Source organism: Cupriavidus sp. 05N39 (assembly GCF_056397325.1).
Genome location: NZ_JBFTNE010000034.1, coordinates 48,906 through 67,629, shown reverse-complemented (window position 1 = coordinate 67,629; position 18,724 = coordinate 48,906). Strand labels below are relative to the sequence as shown.

At 66.5% G+C, this 18,724-nt stretch carries 16 protein-coding genes; 7 read left to right on the top strand and 9 right to left on the bottom strand.

Annotated elements, in window-relative coordinates:
* Window positions 1-358 precede the first annotated feature (358 nt).
* Window positions 359-613, bottom strand: coding sequence for a hypothetical protein (locus AC1DN0_RS17955; protein ID WP_477111415.1), 255 nt, complete (start codon window positions 611-613; stop codon window positions 359-361).
* A complete protein-coding gene (locus AC1DN0_RS17950) occupies window positions 610-1,461 on the bottom strand; it encodes an inositol monophosphatase family protein (protein WP_441626244.1) in 852 nt (283 codons plus the stop codon). Before AC1DN0_RS17950 ends, AC1DN0_RS17955 begins: the two co-directional genes overlap by 4 nt.
* Before the next feature lie 101 nt (window positions 1,462-1,562).
* Between AC1DN0_RS17950 and AC1DN0_RS17945 the strand changes: the two genes are divergently transcribed.
* The 4 genes from AC1DN0_RS17945 to AC1DN0_RS17930 all read left to right on the top strand — a co-directional run bounded on the left by AC1DN0_RS17945 (window position 1,563) and on the right by AC1DN0_RS17930 (window position 3,864).
* Window positions 1,563-2,300 carry a helix-turn-helix domain-containing protein gene (locus AC1DN0_RS17945; protein WP_441626242.1) on the top strand — a complete coding sequence of 246 codons (738 nt, stop codon included), beginning with the start codon at window positions 1,563-1,565 and terminating at the stop codon, window positions 2,298-2,300.
* 100 nt (window positions 2,301-2,400) lie between these two features.
* Window positions 2,401-2,679 carry a hypothetical protein gene (locus tag AC1DN0_RS17940; protein ID WP_035875236.1) on the top strand — a complete coding sequence of 93 codons (279 nt, stop codon included), beginning with the start codon at window positions 2,401-2,403 and terminating at the stop codon, window positions 2,677-2,679.
* A 159-nt stretch (window positions 2,680-2,838) separates the two neighbouring features.
* On the top strand, window positions 2,839-3,543 hold the full coding sequence (locus AC1DN0_RS17935) for a glutathione binding-like protein (protein ID WP_477145881.1): 705 nt from the start codon (window positions 2,839-2,841) through the stop codon (window positions 3,541-3,543).
* Between the two features lie 24 nt (window positions 3,544-3,567).
* A complete protein-coding gene (locus tag AC1DN0_RS17930) occupies window positions 3,568-3,864 on the top strand; it encodes a cupin domain-containing protein (RefSeq protein ID WP_276291498.1) in 297 nt (98 codons plus the stop codon).
* Between the two features lie 105 nt (window positions 3,865-3,969).
* On the opposite strand, the gene AC1DN0_RS17925 is transcribed toward AC1DN0_RS17930, so the two are convergent.
* Both AC1DN0_RS17925 and AC1DN0_RS17920 read right to left on the bottom strand, forming a co-directional pair.
* On the bottom strand, window positions 3,970-5,109 hold the full coding sequence (locus AC1DN0_RS17925; protein WP_441626238.1) for an acyl-CoA dehydrogenase family protein: 1,140 nt from the start codon (window positions 5,107-5,109) through the stop codon (window positions 3,970-3,972).
* The gene (locus tag AC1DN0_RS17920; protein ID WP_441626236.1) at window positions 5,102-6,379 is read right to left on the bottom strand and encodes a CaiB/BaiF CoA transferase family protein; all 1,278 of its coding nucleotides are present in this window, start codon (window positions 6,377-6,379) and stop codon (window positions 5,102-5,104) included. Before AC1DN0_RS17920 ends, AC1DN0_RS17925 begins: the two co-directional genes overlap by 8 nt.
* A gap of 154 nt (window positions 6,380-6,533) precedes the next feature.
* Between AC1DN0_RS17920 and AC1DN0_RS17915 the strand changes: the two genes are divergently transcribed.
* A complete protein-coding gene (locus AC1DN0_RS17915) occupies window positions 6,534-7,460 on the top strand; it encodes a LysR family transcriptional regulator (protein ID WP_441626234.1) in 927 nt (308 codons plus the stop codon).
* 50 nt (window positions 7,461-7,510) lie between these two features.
* Here AC1DN0_RS17915 and AC1DN0_RS17910 read toward each other — a convergent pair whose 3' ends face one another.
* The 4 genes from AC1DN0_RS17910 to AC1DN0_RS17895 form a co-directional block, all read right to left on the bottom strand.
* A complete protein-coding gene (locus tag AC1DN0_RS17910; protein WP_441626232.1) occupies window positions 7,511-9,061 on the bottom strand; it encodes a UxaA family hydrolase in 1,551 nt (516 codons plus the stop codon).
* A 44-nt stretch (window positions 9,062-9,105) separates the two neighbouring features.
* Window positions 9,106-10,302 carry a fumarylacetoacetate hydrolase family protein gene (locus AC1DN0_RS17905; protein WP_441626230.1) on the bottom strand — a complete coding sequence of 399 codons (1,197 nt, stop codon included), beginning with the start codon at window positions 10,300-10,302 and terminating at the stop codon, window positions 9,106-9,108.
* Between the two features lie 29 nt (window positions 10,303-10,331).
* Window positions 10,332-11,636: an MFS transporter gene (locus AC1DN0_RS17900; RefSeq protein ID WP_441626228.1), complete on the bottom strand. Its 1,305-nt coding sequence runs from the start codon at window positions 11,634-11,636 to the stop codon at window positions 10,332-10,334.
* A 66-nt stretch (window positions 11,637-11,702) separates the two neighbouring features.
* On the bottom strand, window positions 11,703-13,019 hold the full coding sequence (locus AC1DN0_RS17895; RefSeq protein ID WP_441626226.1) for an L-fuconate dehydratase: 1,317 nt from the start codon (window positions 13,017-13,019) through the stop codon (window positions 11,703-11,705).
* 153 nt (window positions 13,020-13,172) lie between these two features.
* Here AC1DN0_RS17895 and AC1DN0_RS17890 point away from each other — a divergent pair, with 153 nt between their 5' ends.
* Window positions 13,173-14,168: a LysR family transcriptional regulator gene (locus tag AC1DN0_RS17890; RefSeq protein ID WP_441626224.1), complete on the top strand. Its 996-nt coding sequence runs from the start codon at window positions 13,173-13,175 to the stop codon at window positions 14,166-14,168.
* Between the two features lie 48 nt (window positions 14,169-14,216).
* Here AC1DN0_RS17890 and fusA read toward each other — a convergent pair whose 3' ends face one another.
* Window positions 14,217-16,274 carry an elongation factor G gene (fusA, locus tag AC1DN0_RS17885; protein WP_441626222.1) on the bottom strand — a complete coding sequence of 686 codons (2,058 nt, stop codon included), beginning with the start codon at window positions 16,272-16,274 and terminating at the stop codon, window positions 14,217-14,219.
* 617 nt (window positions 16,275-16,891) lie between these two features.
* Between fusA and edd the strand changes: the two genes are divergently transcribed.
* Window positions 16,892-18,718, top strand: a complete 1,827-nt coding sequence (gene edd, locus AC1DN0_RS17880; protein WP_441626220.1) for a phosphogluconate dehydratase — start codon at window positions 16,892-16,894, stop codon at window positions 18,716-18,718.
* Window positions 18,719-18,724 lie beyond the last annotated feature (6 nt).

Sequence of the window (18,724 nt, the reverse complement as noted above, 5' to 3'; positions counted from 1 at the left end):
CATCAGGGGCGATGGTGTTACGGCAAAACGCCCATGCGCACCTTCCTCGACTCGCTGGAACTCGCCAAGGAGAAACTGATCCCGCATTGAGTCGCGCTTCTCGATTCAACAGCCCGACTATCTGTCAGATCGAGTCCCAGCTAATACACCTTAAGGCGATGTGAGTTTGGCCCCCGGCCGCTCTTTTTGCCTGCCGACGAGGAGGGGGTCGACCCATCCGGCGCGCCTTCTTTGCCTACTTTCTTGGCAAGACAAGAAAGTAGGTCGCCCCCCGCAGGGGGGTGAAACCGCCTTTGACTTTAAGCCTTTGAAGTTGAAGTTAAGCAATTGAAGTTAAGCAGCCACAGTTAGCCAACCGTTAACCAACCCCATCAATCAACGCCGCCAACCCAGGATCCCGCGCAGCAAAAGCATCAAACACCCCCATCGCCCTCAACCCCGGCAACAACCCCACCAAATCCTCCCGCGCCGCCGCCAGCCGACCCGCATCCTCCCCCGGATCATTCATCACCCGCCAGCTAATCAAAAACGCCCCCACGCTACCTTTGCGCACAGTCACGCCATTCACCTCCACCACATCCACCCCATCGGGCAGCAACGCATCCGGCCTCATGCGCCCTCTCCCGACAGCACCGCGTTCAGCACGCCATGCATGGCCGCCCCGGCCGCCACAATCCCCTGGCAACCCCAGGTCAGTGGATTGCCATCGAGCGCCGTCACCGAGCCGCCCGCCTCCTTCACCAGCAGGACACCGGGCAACCAGTCGTAATAGTCCTGCCCGCACTCCCAGTAGCCATCGAGCGCGCCGCGCGCCACCAGTGCCAGCAACAAGGACGTAGGCCCGTACACACGCTGGCCGAACACCTGCGGCAACATCCGGCCAAAACGGTCAAGGAAATCCGCGGTATCGCTGCGCACCTGCCCCGGCCAGTTCGGATGCGCCGTGGCAATCAGCGCCGTCGTCAGCGCCGAGCGCGCATTGGCCCGCAACGGCTGGCCATCGCAATCGGCGCCCTGCCCTGCCACCGCGCGATAAGTGCGGCCAGTGGCCGGATCGTGCACCAGCGAGAGGACCGGATCGCCCCGCACCACCAGGCACAGTGCGATGGTCCAGCCCGGCATGCCGCTCAGGTAGTGCAAGGCCCCGTCGATGGGATCGCAAACCCAGTAGGCGTCGGCAAATTCCGGCGCCTGTTGCTCGCCGCTCTCCAGCTCCTTGTCGGAAAACGGGATCTCTGGCCAGCGCTCCAGGAGAGTCTTTTTCAGCACCGAACCCACGGTGCCGCTGTGGTGATCGAACGCCACGCGCAACGCGTCGAAATCAGCCGGCGCGCTCAGCGGTTGCCCGGTACGCAGCCACCGGCCCTGCCCCGCGAGCAGGGCGGTCAGCATGTCGAGCACGTCGGGCACCGGCTGGCCAAGGCGTTCGGAGAGGGTTGGCGTTTTTACGTTGGCATTCACRATGGATCGCTCCTGGGGTGGTTGGTGCAGCCAGTCTAGGCACTTGCCGCACTGCCAACTAACGATAGAATGCCAACTTATGTTCGAAACGGGCCAAACCGATGCCGCTACGAGAAATCCGCCCGCTCGCGCACGGCGCCTCGCGCGAGCAAGTGCCGCATCAGCATGCGCAGGGGCAGTTGTTTACGGTGAAATCCGGCGTGGTCGTGATCGAAGCCGGCGGCGGCCGCTGGCTGATGCCAACCGGCTGTATCGGCTGGGTGCCGCCGTACGAATCGCACGGCGCGAGCATTCAGGGGGCAATGACCGGCATGAGCCTGTACTTCGACGAGGCCTGGAGCCGTGCCGCGATGCCTGCGGCGCTCAAGGTGGTGCGGTTGTCGCCGCTTCTGGCGGCCTTGCTCGACACGCTGGTGCAGGCCGGCCCGCCAGCCGGGCCGGTGCGCGAGCATTACCTCGCGGTGTTTGCCGATGACTTCACCCGCCAGCCGGCGCAAACCCTGTTCCTGCCCATGCCGCAGGAGCCGCGCCTGCTGCGCATGGCCACCGCCTTGCTGGCAAACCCCGACGACAACACCGGGCTGGATGGCTGGGCGGCGCGCATCGGCATGGCCCGGCGCACGCTGACGCGCCACTTCCAGGCCGACACCGGCTGGAGCCTGGCGCAATGGCGCCAGCAATTGCGCATGCTCGCGGCCATGCAGCGGCTGGTTGCCGGTGAAAGCGTCACCGCCGTGGCGCTCGGGCTGGGCTACACGAGCGTCAGCAGCTTCATCGCCTTGTTCCGGCGCTACACGGGCACCACGCCGCGCGCCTACCTGGCGATGGGCAAGGATTGAATGGCGCCGCGCGCAAACCTTGCGCAACGCACATGCAAGCAGCAACGCACCCTCTCTTGTATGCTACGGCTATTGCCGCCGACGATGCCTGACCCGCGCCATGAGCCACAAATCACGCAGCCTCCTGCAGTCCATCTTCAGCCACCCGCTGAGCAACAATATTCATTGGCGCGAAGTCGAGTCCCTGCTGCAGCAACTGGGGGCGAGCGTGGAGCCGATCCAGGGCGCGCGCTTCCGGGTTGTGCTCAACGAGTATGAGTTTTACCTGCACCACCCGCATCACGGCAATGTGTGCGCCAAGCAGGAAATCAAGCACCTGCGCGATTGCCTCGTGGCCGCCGGCATCACCTCGCCGGACAACGGCGACAAGCCGAAGTGACCCTGCGCCTGCCCGGACAGGCGTCGCGCCGGCGATCTCCCGCCCTACCCCGCGATGATGACCATCGGCATCGAGCCGTCACGGCTTGAGCCAATCGATCCTCCTCACCGCATCAGCCAAACCAGCCCACCCGGCCCAACCCGGCCAGAACGGATTTCCATGACCAATCTTTCCGCATTCCTCGTCACCAACAAATGGCCGGCCCTGCGTCCCGAGCGGATCCAGCTCTATTCGCTGCCCACGCCGAACGGCGTCAAGATCTCGATCATGCTGGAGGAGACCGGGCTGCCCTACGAGCCGCACCTGGTGCGCTTCGACGCCAATGACCAGTACACGCCGGAATTCCTGTCGATCAGCCCGAACAACAAGATTCCCRCCATCCTGGATCCCAACGGCCCTGGCGACAAGCCCCTTGCCCTGTTCGAGTCCGGCGCCATCCTGATCTACCTGGCCGACAAGAGCGGCCAGTTCATCCCGCAGGACGCCGCCGGCCGCTACGAGACCATCCAGTGGCTCATGTTCCAGATGGGCGGCATCGGCCCGATGTTCGGGCAGGTTGGGTTCTTCAACAAGTTCGCGGGCAAGGAGTACGAGGACAAGCGCCCGCGCGACCGCTATGTCGCGGAGGCGAAGCGCCTGCTTGCCGTGCTGGATGGCCGCCTCGCGGACCGGACCTGGATCATGGGCGATACCTATACCATCGCCGATATCGCCACCTTCCCCTGGGTGCGCAACCTGATCGGCTTCTACGAAGCCGGCGAACTGGTCGGCATCAAGGATTTTCCCCACGTCACGCGCGCGCTCGATGCCTTCCTTGCGCGTCCGGCCGTGGTCAGGGGGCTGGATATTCCCAAGCGCGGCTAACCCCCCGCACCTGGAGACACGCTTGTGCCGCTGATTCGGTTTGACGCCCTTGCCTCCGGTCTGCCAGCCGCCTGGAAGTCCTCCGTCGTGGGGCAGGTCGGGACCGCCCGCATCAAAATCCTCAGGATGGATGAGCAGGCGTATGAAGCCGAGACGCACGACTACAACGAAGGCCTGTTTGTCGTGAGCGGACAGCTCATTTTGCAGACGGAGGGCGAAACCGTCGTGGTCCGGCCCGGAGAGATGTATCTCGCCCTGGCTGGCATCGCGCATGCCGTGCTGCCCGGCAGCCATGGGACGCTGGTGATCGTCGACGTCTGAACCGGCGCCATCGGAGAGCGCCAGCACCGTCGACAGCCCGACCATCAGGATGGATAAAGGCAAACCGCCACCGCTCGAGATCGTGCGCTGCCCGCCGGCGATCGCTCAGCGCAGCGCGGACCGCGCAATCACGGTGCGCTGGATTTCCGAGGAACCCTCGTAGATCCGCAGGATGCGCGCGTCGCGCACCAGGCGCTCCAGCGGCATCTCGCGCGTGAATCCGTAGCCGCCATGGATCTGCAACGCGGCATCCGTCACGAAGGCCACCGTTTCCGACGCATAGAGCTTGGCCATCGAGGCGTGGTCGGTAAAGGGCTCGCCGGCCCCGCGCCTGACCGCGGCCTGCAGGGTCAGCAGCCAGGCGGCTTCCACCCGTGTCTTCATGTCCGCGAACATCCATTGCAGGCCCTGCTTGTGCGAAAGCGGCTCGCCGCCCACGTGGCGCTGTTTCGCCCATTCGATCGCGGCTTCGAGCGCGGCTTCTGCAATGCCAAGGCTGGTTGCGGCCACATCCAGGCGGCTGTTGTCCAGCACCTTCATGGCGGTGCGGAAGCCGCTGCCCTCGGCGCCGAGCCGGTTCGCGGCGGGGACGAAGCAATCGAGCGCCACTTCGTGCGCGGGGGCGCCGCGGATGCCCATCAGCTTCTCCGCCGGGGCGACTTCCACGCCCGGCGTCTTCCGGTCGACGACGAAGGCGCTGATGCCGCGGGTCCCGGCCTCGGGATCGGTCTTCGCGTAGACCACGATGAAGTCCGCCGCGTTGGCGTTGGAGATGAAGTGCTTCACCCCGCGCAGGCGGTAGCCTTCGCCCTCCGGGATGGCGCGTGTCGCCATGTCCGCGGGATTCGAGCCGGCGCGCGGCTCGGTCAGCGCAAATGCGCCGAGCTTGATGCCGGCCGCCGCGTCCGGCAGGTAGCGCTCGCGCAGGCTGTCGTCGCCGCCGATCAGGATGGAGTCGGTCGCGAGATAGTGGGCCCCGATCATCGACGAGGTGGAAGCGCAGGCCTTGGCGATCTCGACCAGAGACAGGATCAGCGCGACGGGCGATGTGTCGGTGCCGCCCCAGCGCTCCGGCAGGTTCATGCCCATCACGCCGAGTTCGGCGAGCAGCGGCACATAGCGCGTGGCCGGGATTTCATCGCGGTCGACCTCGGCGGCCTTCGGCGCGAGTTCGCTCTGGGCGAACCGCCCGATGGCGTCGGCGATCTCGAGGTCGCCCGGCTGCACGCCCAATCGTTTATGCATGTTGATTCTCCATGTTGGTATCTTCCGGTGTGGCGCCAGCCGCCGGGCGATGGTGCGGGGCGGGACGGAGCGGCTGCGGTCCCAGCGCGCCGCTGGCACGCACTGCCGGCAAAGCGTCGCCAGCGATGCCGAGCGTTTCCAGGATGACGTCCGTGTGCTCCCCCAGCGCGGGCGCGCCGGTCACGCGATTGGCGCCGTAGCCGGAGAATTTCACGGGCTGCGACGGCAGGCGGACCTTGCCGCCGCGCGCGTCGGCAACCTCGGTGAGCAAGCCGCGATAAGCGGCGTGGTCGCTCTCCATTGCCTGCTTCACATTGCGGATGGGGGCGACCGGAATGCCCGCGGCGCTGAGCAACTGGTTCACTTCCTCCACCGTGCGCATGGCGGACCATCCCTCGATGCATGCCCGCAGGGCGCCCTCCGCGTTGCAGCGCGAGTGGTCGTCGGCGAAACGCGGATCGGCCGCCAGCTCCGGCTGGCCGATCGTGCCGGCAAGCGTCTGGAACAGCTTGTTGTTCAGCACCGCCACCACGTAGAAACCGTCTGCGGCGCGATACGCGCCGAACGGCGCGGAAGAAGGGTGGCGGTTGCCCACGCGGCGCGGGGCCAGGCCGGTCGCGGCGTAGCGGGCGACCAGCGTGGCGCTCAGGCTCAGGGTGGCATCGAACATCGACACATCCACGTGCGTGCCCTTGCCGGTCTTCTCCCGCGAGAGCAGTGCCGCCAGCACGCCCCACGACGCGAAGAGGCCGCTCACCACATCCGATACGGCTTCGCCAAGCAGCGTCGGCGTGCCGTCCGGCGAGCCGGTGGCGTCCATCAGGCCGCACATCGCCTGCAGGATGATGTCGTAAGCAGGCCGGTGCGATTCGGGTCCGGTCTGCCCGAAACCCGATACGCTGGCGTAGACAAGCGAAGGATTCTGCGCGCGAAGGGATTGATAGCCGATGCCCAGCTTGTCGGCTACCCCGGGGCGGAAATTCTCCACCACCACGTCGGCCCGCGCGCAGAGCGAGCGCGCGAGCTCCAGGCCCGACTCAGCCTTCAGGTCGATGACGATGCTCTGCTTGTTGCGGTTCATGGCGGCGAACAGCCCGCTCTCGCCGTCGACGAAAGGGCCGACCGCGCGGTAGTCGTCGCCGCCCGGCGGCTCGATCTTGATCACCTCGGCACCGAGATCGCCGAGCAGGGCCGTACAGTAAGGCCCGGCAAGCACGCGCGAAAAGTCGATCACGCGGATGCCGGCAAGCGGCAGGTCAGGATGGTTCACTTCACACTCCTCCAGATAGCCAGGGCGGCTTCGCCAGCGCGATCGCCGCCAGAGGGGGCGATGCGGCGTGGCTTGCGCGCCGATGACAGGATTCTGGGCAGCCGGAGCTATCAAGTAAAATATTGATATCAACTAGTACCTATACGATTTCCTGATGAGACTCTCCTTGCGCCTGTTGCGCTACTTCGCGGAGGCGGCGGAAGCCGGGAGCACCACGGCGGCGGCACGCTCGCTGAACGTGTCGCAGCCGTCGATCTCCGTTGCCATCCGCGAACTGGAGGCGCTGTTCGGAGAAGCGCTGTTTGCGCGTGACGCGGGGTCGAGGATGACGCTGACCCGCTTCGGCGTGCGCAAGCTGGCCGAGGCGCGACAGATCCTCGCCGCGGCGGCTGCGTTCGAGGCGGACCAGAGCGGCGATGCCGCCTCGGGTGAAGTGCACATCGGCGTGTTCAGCACGCTGGCGCCGGTGTACCTGCCGGTGCTGCTGCGGATCGCGCGCGAGCGCTTTCCCAGGCTCTCGGTGCGTTTCGTCGAGGGCGACCTGGCGCAGATCGAAGACTGGCTGCACGGCGGCCATATCGAATTCGCGCTGACCTACGACGTGGGGCTGCCCAGCGAGATCGAGCGCGAACGCATCGCCGAACTGCATCCCTACGGACTGGTCCCGGCCGGCTCGAAACTGGCCAGGGGAAGAGGGGCGATCTCGCTGCGGGAGCTGGCCGGCGAACCGCTGATCCTGATCGACCTGCCGCACAGCCGCGATTTCCTGATGGCGCCGTTCTGGCAGTATGGCTTGCAGCCGGAAGTGCGCTATCGCGCCACCTCGCTGGAACTCGCGCGGAGCATGGTTGCGAACGGGCTTGGCGTGTGCCTGCTGATCACCCAGGCGCCGTCGGCCGCGCAGACAGCCGGCGTGGTGGAAAGGCCGATCCGCGAGGAGACCATCCGGCAGCCCCTGGTGATTGCCCGCTCGGCTCGCATGTCACGCACGCCGGCGTCGGAACTGCTGGCCGGGTGCGTGCGCGAGGCGGTGCATGAGGCGATGGCGGCGCGCGCCGTCCGGGGCAGGCGCGGCAGGTAGCCCGGCGGATCCGGGCAGCGGGCGCGGGAGACACTGGAACCAGCCGGGCTTCAGGTCACCGCCCCGATCTGCCAGGGCACGAACTCATTCTGCCCGTAGCCATGGATCTCGCTCCTGGTGCGCTCGCCGGAAGCCACCCGCAGTATCAAGGCGAGAATGCGTTCGCCGACCTCGTCAACGGTCTCCTCGCCATCCGCGATCGTCCCGCAGTTCAGGTCGAGATCGTCCTGCTGCTTGCGCCAGACGGCGCTGTTGGTGGCGAGCTTCAGCGATGGCGTGGGCGCGCACCCATAGGCCGAGCCCCGCCCCGTGGTGAAGCAGATCAGGTTCGCGCCGCCGGCAACCTGGCCGGTTGCCGATACCGGGTCGTAGCCCGGCGTATCCATGAAGACAAGCCCCTTGCTCCGGACGGTCTGCGCGTACTCCAGCACATCCATGAGCGGGCTATTGCCGCCCTTGGCGACCGCACCGAGTGACTTCTCCAGGATGGTCGTCAGCCCGCCTGCCTTGTTGCCGGCCGAGGGATTGTTGTTGAGGTTCGCATCGAGCCTGGCGCAATAGGCTTCCCACCAGCGGATGCGCGCGAGCAGCTTCTCGCCCACCGCGCGCGACACGGCCCGCTGGGTGAGCAGGTGCTCGGCGCCGTAGATCTCCGGGGTTTCCGACAGGATGGCCGTGCCGCCCTGGCCGACGAGGCGGTCCACGGCATTGCCAAGCGCGGGGTTGGCGGTGATGCCGGAGTAGCCGTCGGAGCCGCCGCATTGCAAGCCGACCACCAGGTGCGCGGCGCTGACGGGCTCCCGCGCCACGCGATTGGCCTCGGCCAGCATGGCCCTGACCTGTTCGACGCCGAGCGCGACGGTGCGTGCCGTTCCGCCCGCTTCCTGGATCACCGCCGTGCGCAGGCCGGGCTTGCCGGCCAGTCCTTCGGCGGCGAGCAGGTCGCCGATCTGGTTGGTCTCGCAGCCGAGCCCGACAAACAGCACCGCCGCGAAATTCACGTGCCTGGCGTAGCCGGCCAAGGTGCGCCGCAGGATCGCCAGGCCCTCGCCCTGCGAATCGATGGCGCAGCCGCCGCCATGCGTGAGCGCCACCACGCCGTCCACCATCGGGTAGTCCGACAGGGCTTCGGGGTGGATATCCCGGCGGAAGTGGTCGGCGATGGCCCGTGCCACGGTCGCCGAGCAATTGACCGAAGTCAGGATGCCGATGTAGTTGCGCGTGGCAATGCGCCCGTCGGCCCTTCGGATGCCGAGGAAGGTGGCCGGGCCCGCGCTCGCGGCCGGCACGGGGGCGGCGTCGCCAAAGCGATAGTCGCGGGCAAACTCGACCATGCCCAGGTTGTGCGTGTGCACATGTTGTCCCGGCTCGATCCGCTGCGACGCGATGCCGATGATCTGGCCATAGCGGCGCACCGGCTGGCCGCTCTCGATGCGGCGCAGCGCGATCTTGTGCCCTGGCGGGATCATGCCGGCGACGGTCACGCCCTCGTCTCTCAGGAGCGTCCCGGGAATCAGCTGCTGGCGTGCGATCACCACGTCGTCCGCCGGACTCAGTTTGATGGTGGGTGAAAGCCATTCCCTCGCGGCGGGTGACTGCATGGTGGTTCCTCTTGCTCTTGAGACGGTGATACGAAGGATGTCGCTTACAGCGGATTCGACAGCAAGCCTCGCGCGGCGAGATTGCTCACCAGCGCGCGAATGCCGAAGGTCCAGGGCTCTGCCCGGTCCGCCAGGTTGACGCGGTTGCGCAGCGTGCCGAGCCTGGGGCTGCGAATGGTGACCACGTCGCCCAGCTTGTGCGTGAATCCGCAGCCGGGCGCATCGCGGTCCTCGGTCGGCGCGAACAGGGTGCCGAGGTACAGCATGAAGCCGTCCGGATACTGATGGCAGCGGGAGGCGGCCTGCGCCACCAGGTCGAGCGGGTCCCGGCTGATCTTGCTCATCGAGTTGGCGCCGCGGAGCACGAAACCGTCACCGCCCTCCACGCGCAACTGGATCTCTTCCGCACGCACATCGTCCATCGAGAAGGTAGCGTCGAACAGGCGCAGGAAGGGGCCGATGGCGCAAGAGGCGTTGTTGTCCTTGGCCTTGCTCAGCAGCAAGGCGCTGCGGCCCTCGAAGTCGCGCAGGTTGACGTCGTTCCCCAACGCGGCACCCTGCACCGTGCCGGCGCTGTTGACCGCGAGCACGACCTCGGGCTCGGGGTTGTTCCAGGTGGACTCCGGATGGATGCCGATATCGGCACCGGTGCCCACCGCGGCCAGCACGGGGGCCTTGGTGAAGATCTCGGCATAGGGGCCGATGCCCACCTCGAGATACTGCGACCAGAGCCCCTGCTTGATGAGCAGTTGCTTCAGCGCATCGGCTTGCGCCGAGCCGGGGCGTACGGCCGCGAGGTTGTCGCCGATCAGGGCCTTCACCTCCTGGCGCACGGCATCGGCGCGCGACGCATCCCCGCCCGCCTGCTCCTCGATGACCCGCTCCAGCATGCTTGCCGCGAACGTGACACCCGCTGCCTTGATGACCTGGAGGTCGCACGGCGCCAGCAGATGGGGCTGGCTCGCATCCCGCGCGGGGCGGCCGGTATTGCGAAGGATCTCCGCAAGGCTGCCGAGCCGCCGGCCGGGCGCGCGCCGGACCCGCTCGGCGGGCGCATCCAGTTCGAGCAGCCCGCTGATGGTGCAGGCCAGCTCCGACAGATCGTAGACACCGTCGTCGCGAATCGCGACGACCGATGGGCCGGAGATCCGCCCGGGCACCCAGGCGCGTCCCACCAGTATGCCGGCGCAGCCGTCGTCGGGCAGTGCATCCGACAAATCGAGAGAGGTCAGTGGCTCCATATGCGATGTAGTCTCCAATGCGTACCGGATCAGGCTTGTTCGTGTCCCTGCCGCAGCCGGGTACTGATCAGCGCGGCAAGCACAAGCAGGCCGGCGATCAGCAACAGTCCGTTGTGGGTGCTGCCGGTGGCTTGCTCGATCAGGCCCATCATCGAAGGGCCGAAGAAGCCGCCGAACAGGCCGCACGTGGTGACGAACGCCAGGCCCCCTGCCAGCGCCGTGCCGCTCAGGCGGCTGGAAGGGAAGATAAAGAGAACAGATTGCACCACAAACAGCATGGACGCCGTCAGCGAGAAGCCGATCAGGCCGATAAACGAATTGGACATCGCGGCCACCACCAGGCCGGCGGACATCGTCAGGAGCCCGATGAACAGCATCCGCCGGCAACGCTGCGGCGTTGTCGCCAGGCGGGGCAGAATCGCGGCGCCGAGGGCAGCCGCCACCCAGGGCACGGAGTTGAGCGCGCCGATCTCCAGCGGTGACAGGCTGGCGTAGGTCGCGATGATGCCCGGCAGGAAGAAGATGACCGTGTAAATGGTGATCTGGTGGCAAAAGTACACGGCAATGGTCAGCCAGATCTGCGGATCGCGCAGCATCTCCGTGAAGCGGTGCTGGGATGCGCCAGAGCCCTGCTCCGCGTCCAACCGCGCCTGCAGCCGCTGGCGTTCTTCCACGGTCAGCCAGGGTGCGCTGCCCGGACCATCCGGCAGGGTCTTCCAGACAACATAGGCGAGCGCCAGGGTCGGCAGCCCTTCGATGATGAACAGCCACTGCCAGCCATGCAGGCCCATCAGGCCGTCCATCTGGAGCAGCGCGCCGCCCAGCGGGCCGCTCAGGATGTTGGCGACGCAGACGCCCAGCAGGAAGTAGCCGGTAGCCCGGGCCCGCTGCTCGCGGTCAAACCAGTACGTCAGGTAGAGCATCACGCCTGGGAACAGGCCCGCCTCGGCAACGCCGAGCAACAGCCGCATGATGTAGAAGCTGGTCTCGCCCTGCACGAATGCCATGCCTGCGGAAAGCAGGCCCCAGGTGATCATGATGCGGGTGATCCAGAACCTGGCGCCCACCTTGTGCATGATCAGGTTGCTCGGGACTTCGAACAGCGCGTAGGTCAGGAAGAACAGTCCGGCGCCCAGGCCATAGGAGGCCGCCGACAACCCCACGTCGATCCCCATGCTGGCCTTGGCCAGGGCGATATTGGTGCGATCGAGGAAACTGATCACGTAGACAATCACAAGCAAAGGCATCAGCTTGCGAATGAGTAGTTTGTTCAGGCGCTGTGCGTCGTCGGCCAAGGGCTCAACGCGCGCCGCGACAGCGTCGGCAGTTAGCATGGGGTCTCCTGATATTGGTGTTTTATTGATGTTCTGCTTGTGCTGGCACGCCAGTGCCGCCGCGGCTCAGGCCGGGCCGAGGCCGGCCCAGACCGGTCCGTCCGGAAAGCGGTAGCGCTCCAGCGTGCCGGCATGCATCTCGATGCTGTAGCCCGGGCGCTGGGGCGGCATATAGCGGCCGTTGCGAATCACTACCGGCTCGACGAAATGCTCGTGCAGATGGTCGACGTATTCGAGCACGCGGTTTTGCAGCGAACCGGATACCGCGATGTAGTCGAACAGCGAGATGTTCTGCACGTACTCGCACAAACCGACGCCGCCGCCATGCGGGCAGACCGGGATGCCGAACTTCGCCGCCAGCAACACGACGATCAGAACCTCGTTGAGGCCGCCGAGGCGCGCGGCGTCAAGCTGGCAAAAATCCAGCGCCTGCGCCTGGAACATCTGCTTGAATATCACGCGATTGTGGCAATGCTCGCCGGTGGCCACGCCGATGGGTGCAATGCGCTTGCGGATTTCGGCGTGCCCGAGAATATCGTCCGGGCTGGTCGGCTCTTCGATCCACCAGGGATCGAAGGCCGCGAGGCGGCGCATGGCGTCGACCGACTGATCCACGCTCCAGACCTGGTTGGCGTCCATCATCAGCGTCCGCTCCCAGCCGATCTCCTCACGCAGGATCGTGGCGCGGCGCATATCCTCCTCCAGATCGGCGCCGACCTTCTGCTTGAAGTGCGTCCATCCCGCCGCGACGGCATCGCGCGCCAGCTGGCGCATCTTCTCCTCCGAGTAGCCCAGCCAGCCCGCGGCGGTGGTGTAGCCCGGGTAGCCTTGCTCAAGCATCTGCGCCTCTCGCCGTGCTTTGCCCGGGGCCTGGCGGCGGAGCAGCGCGATCGCTTCCTCCGGCGTCAGCGCATCCGTCACGTAGCTGAAATCCAGGCAGCGGACCAGTTCTTCAGGCGTCATATCCGCCAGCAGCTTCCATACCGGCTTGCCGGCTGACTTTGCCCACAGATCCCAGACGGCGTTGACGATGGCCGCGGTGGCAAGGTGAATCACGCCTTTTTCCGGCCCCAGCCAGCGCAGCTGGCTGTCGCTGGTGGCAAACCGCCGCCAGAAGGCGCCCATGTCCGAGGTGATTTCCTCGAGGGTCAGGCCAACCACCAGCGGGGCCAGGGATTGCACGGCGAGCACGCAGATCTCGTTGCCACGGCCGATGGTGAAGGTCAGCCCATGGCCTTCCGTCCCTTGCGGGGCATCGGTGTGCAGCACCACATAGGTTGCCGAATAGTCCGGAGCCGCATTCATGGCATCGGAGCCGTCAAGGGTTCTGGACGTCGGGAAGCGAATGTCGTGGACGCTGAGGTGGGTAATTCGAATACGCATTTGACGCTCGGCTGATTGGTTGTTGGGGCCGTCAGGGACATCCTGGCCATCTGGGACGCGTCGACTGTACAGCCCCTATTGATACCTGCATAATCGTGCTTTCATATATATCGATATCAAAATTGGTATCTATTCAATGTGAAGCCAACCGATGTGAAACCCGAGCCCACCGAACCCTCCCCGGAATCGGCGAAAGCGTTTGCACCGCTGAAGATCTCAAGCCGGCAGATCGCCTTGATCAACGCGCTGGCGGAACACCGCAACCTTCGCCGGGCCGCGGCGGCCATGCACACCACCCAGCCGGCGGCCAGCCTGTTGCTGCAGCAGCTTGAGGAAAGACTCGGCGTGCAGTTGTTCGAGCGCCTTCCGCGAGGCATGGAACCGACGCTCTACGGCGAGGTACTGATCCGTTTCGCCCAGGGGGTCACGCACGAATTCGGCCATGCAGAAGCGGAAATCGCGGAACTGGGCCGCGGCGCCTCGGGCCTGGTGCGGATCGGCACCGTCATGGGTCCGGTGCCGACGATCCTGACGCGCGGGCTGCTGGCGTTCAAGGCCGCTAACCCGAAGGTGCGGATTGCCATTGAGGTGGGGACCAGCGACACCCTGCTTCCGTCGCTGATCCGCGGGGACTTCGATGTGGTGCTGGGCCGCTTGCCCGACCGGCTCAGTCATCCGGACCTGGACATTGAATTGTTCGAAAGGGGCGAGCAGATGCGGGTGATCGCGCGGCCGGACCATCCGTTGACCAGGCTCGATCCACTGGCGCTGCGCGACCTGGTGCCGATGACCTGGATTCTTCACCCCGTGGGCAGCCCGATGCGGCTGAGAGTCGAGAGTGCGTTGACGCAGGCGGGGATGATCGATGCCCTGGATATCGTCGAGACCGCGTCCATTCTTGCCGCCACCGCCATGATGGAAACCTCCGACATGATTTCCGTGGTGCCGAACGACGTTGCGCAGTATTACGCGCGTTATGCGATGGTCTCCGTGCTTCCCGTGGAGTTGCCGGTGTCGATGGTCAATCTCGGGTTGCTGACGCGGCGCTCGCGTCCGATGTCGGCGGCGGTGCGCGGCGTGCTCAGTTACTTGAAGGAGTACGGGAGGAACGCCGAGGTTGGCAGCCCCGATCCGGGAAGCCGGCGCTGAACAAAAAGGCGGACACCAGACTGGTGCCCGCCCGTTCAACGCCTGCCGTCAGCCGGCGATCTCCGCCACCGCCTTCGCTGGCGCCACCGCATAGTGATCGAACTGCATCGCAAAGCTTGCGCGCCCCGAGGTCAGCGCGCGCAAGCTGCCGATATAGCCGAACATGCCGGCCAATGGCACATGCGCTTCAACCACGACCGTGTTGCCGCTGCCATCGCCGCCGCGCTGCGACTGCCCCCGCACCAGGCCCCGGCGCCGGTGCATGTCGCCGATCACGTCGCCCACATGATCCGCGGGCGTCACCACCTCCACGGCCATCACCGGCTCCAGCACCATCGGCTGCGCATCGCGCGCGGCTTCGCGGAAGGCCGCCGCCGCCGCGGTCTCGAAGGCCAGCGCCGAGGAATCGCGCTCGTGGTAGCTGCCGTCCAGCAGGGTGGCCTTGAAATCGACCACCGGGTAGCCCGCGAGCAGGCCTTGCGCTGCGGCGCGGCGGATACCGGCTTCCACCGCCGGCACAAACTCGCGCGGTACCGCGCCGCCGGTGATGCGGCTCTCGAACTGCAGGCCTTCTCCGCGCGCCAGCGGCTCGAAACGCAGCAGCACTTCCGCGAACTGGCCCGGCCCGCCGCTTTGCTTGCGATGCAGATAGCGCGCATCGGCGGCGCGGGTCAGCGTTTCGCGATAAGCCACTTGCGGGCGGCCTACCGTCACCTCCACGCTGAACCGCGTGCGCAATTTTTCAAGCGTGACTTCCAGTTGCAGTTCGCCCATGCCGGACAACAGCGTCTGGCCGCTCTCCGGGTCTTGCCGCAGCCGCAGGCTCGGGTCTTCCTGCACCAGCACCTGCAAGCCGCGCGACAAGCCAGCCTGGTCCGCCTGCGATTTCGGCTCGATGGCCACGTCGATCACCGGTTCGGGCGACTCGATGCTCTCCAGCACTACGGGATGCGCCGGATCGGTCAGCGTGTCGCCGGTGATGGTCGCCTTGAGGCCGACGATCGCCACGATATCGCCCGCCACGGCAACATCGCGCTCCTGCTTCCGGTCGGCATGCATCTCGTACAGCCGGGCCACGCGTTCACGCTTGCCGCTGCCGGCGTTGAGCACGGTGTCCCCGGCGGCAAGCCTGCCGCGATACAGGCGGACGAAGGTCAGCGTGCCGTGCGCGTCGTGCACCACCTTGAAGGCGAGCGCCACCAGCGGCTGGTCCGCATCCGCGCTGACTTCATGGCGATCCACCTCGCCGGGTGCCGGCAGATAGGCCGTCACCGCGTCGAGCAGCGGCTCCACGCCCTTGTTCTTGAAGGCCGATCCCGCCAGCACCGGCACCACGGCGCCGGAGATCGTCGCACGCCGGATGGCCGCGCGCAGCGCGTCCCCGGCCGGCACGCGGCCGGCGAGATAATCTTCGAGCAAGGCATCGTCATGCTCGGCCAGGGTTTCCAGCAAACGTTCGCGCCATACGGCCGCCTGCTCCCTCTGCGCGGCCGGCACGGCCTGCGTCACGTATCCGGTCGTGCCCGCACCGCCCTGCCATAGCAAGGCCTGCATGGTGACAAGATCGATCACGCCGGTGAAATCGCCCTCGCTGCCGATGGGCAACTGCAGCACGAGCGGCACCACGCCGAGGCGGTCCTCGATCATGCCCACCACGCGCAGGAAATCCGCGCCGGTGCGATCCAGCTTGTTGACGAAGGCCAGGCGCGGCACGCGATAGCGGTCCGCCAGGCGCCAGTTGGTTTCCGTCTGCGGCTCCACGCCGGCCACACCGTCGAACACCACCACCGCGCCGTCGAGCACGCGCAGCGAGCGGTTCACTTCGATGTTGAAATCGATGTGGCCCGGCGTATCGATCAGGTTGATCTGGTGCTCGCGCCAGAACACGGTGGTGGCCGCGCTGTTGATGGTGATGCCGCGCGCCTGCTCCTGCGGATCGAAATCCATGGCGGCGGCGCCGTCGTGCACCTCGCCCAGCCGGTGGCTGGCGCCGGTGTAGAACAGGATGCGTTCCGAGGTGGTGGTCTTGCCGGCGTCGACGTGGGCGATGATGCCGATGTTCCTGAGGTTTCTGCGTTCGTTCCTGCGTTCTTTTCTGCTTTCCATGATGGGCTGCCTACAATGCAAACACCCTGGCGGGTGTGTGCCTGCCAGGGTGTCTTGGGTCCCTGGGAGGCGATCTGCGAGGCCTCCCGGACTGCATGTGCGGCCGGGAGGCTATGGGATCGCTTGCGGGGCGGCGCCGGCATGCCGCATGCGGCACGCAACCTTCTCGGTGGCTACGCCAGCCGACGCCGTTACCGCACCAAGGGACGAGCGCAAGCTCCCGTTCCCTTGGCCGGTTTGAATCGTGGCGATCAGCTTGTCGTAGGTACGCATGGCGTGTCAGATGGTGGCGAAACAAAAAAACAAAACCCCGGAGGGCCTGCGGGCCGTCCGGGGTTGGCGATATGCTGTTTCGTCACTCCCGGAACCGGCCTTGCAGCCTTCCGGGCGGACGCTCGGAAGACTAGGCGTGAATAGCCAGCAGCACGCGTTCACCGTAAGGTGCCGCGGCAAATACTGCGATGGCGGTGCGTTGCGCTGCTTGCTTCATGTTGCCTGAACTCCAGAGAATGGAGCGGAGTCTAGCACTTGCAGGAAAAACTTGCAGCGCACCATACGTGCACCCCGCCCCAAAGTGCGCTAGGCTGAAAAAAGACATCCCCACGCAGGAGATCCCCATGCCAAGTCACCCAGTCCTGGAACGGGTCACCGCCCGTATCGTGGCGCGCAGTGCTGGCACCCGCCAGCCCTACATGGACCGCACCCGCGCCATGGCGGGGCAGAAGGTGGAACGCGCCCATCTCTCTTGTACCAACCTGGCGCACGCCGTGGCGGCCATGCCAGAGCAGGCCAAGATCCGCCTGAAGGCGCAGGAGCGCCCCAACCTCGCCATCGTTTCGTCCTACAACGATATGCTGTCGGCGCACCAGCCACTGGCGGAGTATCCGCAATGGCTCAAGGAGGCCGCGCTGGAAGCGGGCGGCACCGCGCAGTTCGCTGGCGGCACACCCGCCATGTGCGATGGCGTGACGCAGGGTCAGGACGGCATGGATCTCTCGCTGTTCTCGCGCGATGTGATCGCGCTGTCCACGGCGGTGGCACTGTCGCACCAGATGTTCGACGGCGCGCTGTACCTCGGCGTGTGCGACAAGATCGTGCCGGGGCTGGTGATGGGCGCGCTGTCCTTCGGCCACCTGCCGGCCATCTTCGTGCCCGGCGGACCCATGACCACGGGCATCGGCAATGAAGAAAAGGCCCGCGTGCGCCAGCGCTATGCCGAGGGCAAGATCAGCCGCGCCGAGTTGCTGGAGGCGGAGAGCCAGTCCTACCATGGCCCCGGCACCTGTACCTTCTACGGCACCGCCAACTCCAACCAGATGCTGATGGAGATAATGGGCCTGCACCTGCCCGGCACCGCCTTCGTCAATCCGAACACGCCGCTGCGCGAGGCGCTCACGCGCGAGTCCGCGCGGCAGGCGCTGCGCCTGGTACATGGCGGCGAGCGCTATACGCCCGTGGCCGACGTGCTCGACGAGCACGCCTTCGTCAACGGCATCGTCGGCCTGCTGGCCACCGGCGGCTCCACCAACCACACGCTGCACCTGGTGGCGATGGCGCGCACCGCCGGCATCGTGCTGAGCTGGGACGATTTCGCCGAACTATCGGAAGTGGTGCCGTTGCTGGCGCGCGTGTACCCCAACGGCAGCGCGGACGTGAACCAGTTCCAGGCCGCAGGTGGCCTGCCTGTGGTGATCCGCGGACTGCTGCAGCTCGGGCTGCTGCACGACGACGTCACTACCGTGGTGGGCAAGGGGCTGGCGGACTACACTCGCGAGCCGGTGCTGCGCGATGGCAGGCTCACCTGGATCGACGGGCCGGAAGCGCCGCTGGACGACAGCGTGGTGCGCTCTGCCAGCCAGCCGTTCGCGCCCGAGGGCGGCATCAAGCTGCTCGACGGCAATATCGGCCGCGCGGTACTCAAGATCTCGGCGGTCAAGCCCGAGCACCATGTGGTCGAGGCCCCAGCGCTGGTGTTCCATACGCAGGATGCGCTGATCGACGCCTTCAAGCGCGGCGAGCTGGAGCGCGACTTCGTCGCCGTGCTGCCATGGCAAGGGCCGGCCGCCTGCGGCATGCCGGAGCTGCACAAGCTCACGCCTACGCTGACGGTGCTGCAGGAGCGCGGTTTCCACGTGGCGCTGGTGACGGACGGGCGCATGTCCGGCGCATCGGGCAAGGTACCGGCCGCCATCCACGTCTGCCCCGAAGCACTGAGCGGCGGCGGCATCGCCCGCGTGCGCGACGGCGACCCGATGCGCGTGGATGCGAACACCGGTGTGCTGACGGTGATGGTGCCGGAAGCGGAGTGGGCCGCGCGCGACGTGACGCCGCCCGATCTCACCGCCAACCGGCACGGCGTGGGACGCGACCTGTTTGCAAACTTCCGGCGCCATGTCAGCACGGCCGAGGCGGGCGCGTGCTCGCTGTTCGCGCAGGAGGGCTGAAGCGCC

Bases quoted from the DNA above. Each gene is read 5' to 3' on its own strand.
- AC1DN0_RS17955 (WP_477111415.1), bottom strand. From the start codon at position 613: ATGAGGCCGGATGCGTTGCTGCCCGATGGGGTGGATGTGGTGGAGGTG.
- AC1DN0_RS17910 (WP_441626232.1), bottom strand. From the start codon at position 9,061: ATGCAGTCACCCGCCGCGAGGGAATGGCTTTCACCCACCATCAAACTG.
- AC1DN0_RS17940 (WP_035875236.1), top strand. From the start codon at position 2,401: ATGAGCCACAAATCACGCAGCCTCCTGCAGTCCATCTTCAGCCACCCG.
- fusA (WP_441626222.1), bottom strand. From the start codon at position 16,274: ATGGAAAGCAGAAAAGAACGCAGGAACGAACGCAGAAACCTCAGGAAC.
- edd (WP_441626220.1), top strand. From the start codon at position 16,892: ATGCCAAGTCACCCAGTCCTGGAACGGGTCACCGCCCGTATCGTGGCG.
- AC1DN0_RS17925 (WP_441626238.1), bottom strand. From the start codon at position 5,109: ATGCATAAACGATTGGGCGTGCAGCCGGGCGACCTCGAGATCGCCGAC.
- AC1DN0_RS17945 (WP_441626242.1), top strand. From the start codon at position 1,563: ATGCCGCTACGAGAAATCCGCCCGCTCGCGCACGGCGCCTCGCGCGAG.
- AC1DN0_RS17895 (WP_441626226.1), bottom strand. From the start codon at position 13,019: ATGCGTATTCGAATTACCCACCTCAGCGTCCACGACATTCGCTTCCCG.
- AC1DN0_RS17905 (WP_441626230.1), bottom strand. From the start codon at position 10,302: ATGGAGCCACTGACCTCTCTCGATTTGTCGGATGCACTGCCCGACGAC.
- AC1DN0_RS17915 (WP_441626234.1), top strand. From the start codon at position 6,534: ATGAGACTCTCCTTGCGCCTGTTGCGCTACTTCGCGGAGGCGGCGGAA.
- AC1DN0_RS17900 (WP_441626228.1), bottom strand. From the start codon at position 11,636: ATGCTAACTGCCGACGCTGTCGCGGCGCGCGTTGAGCCCTTGGCCGAC.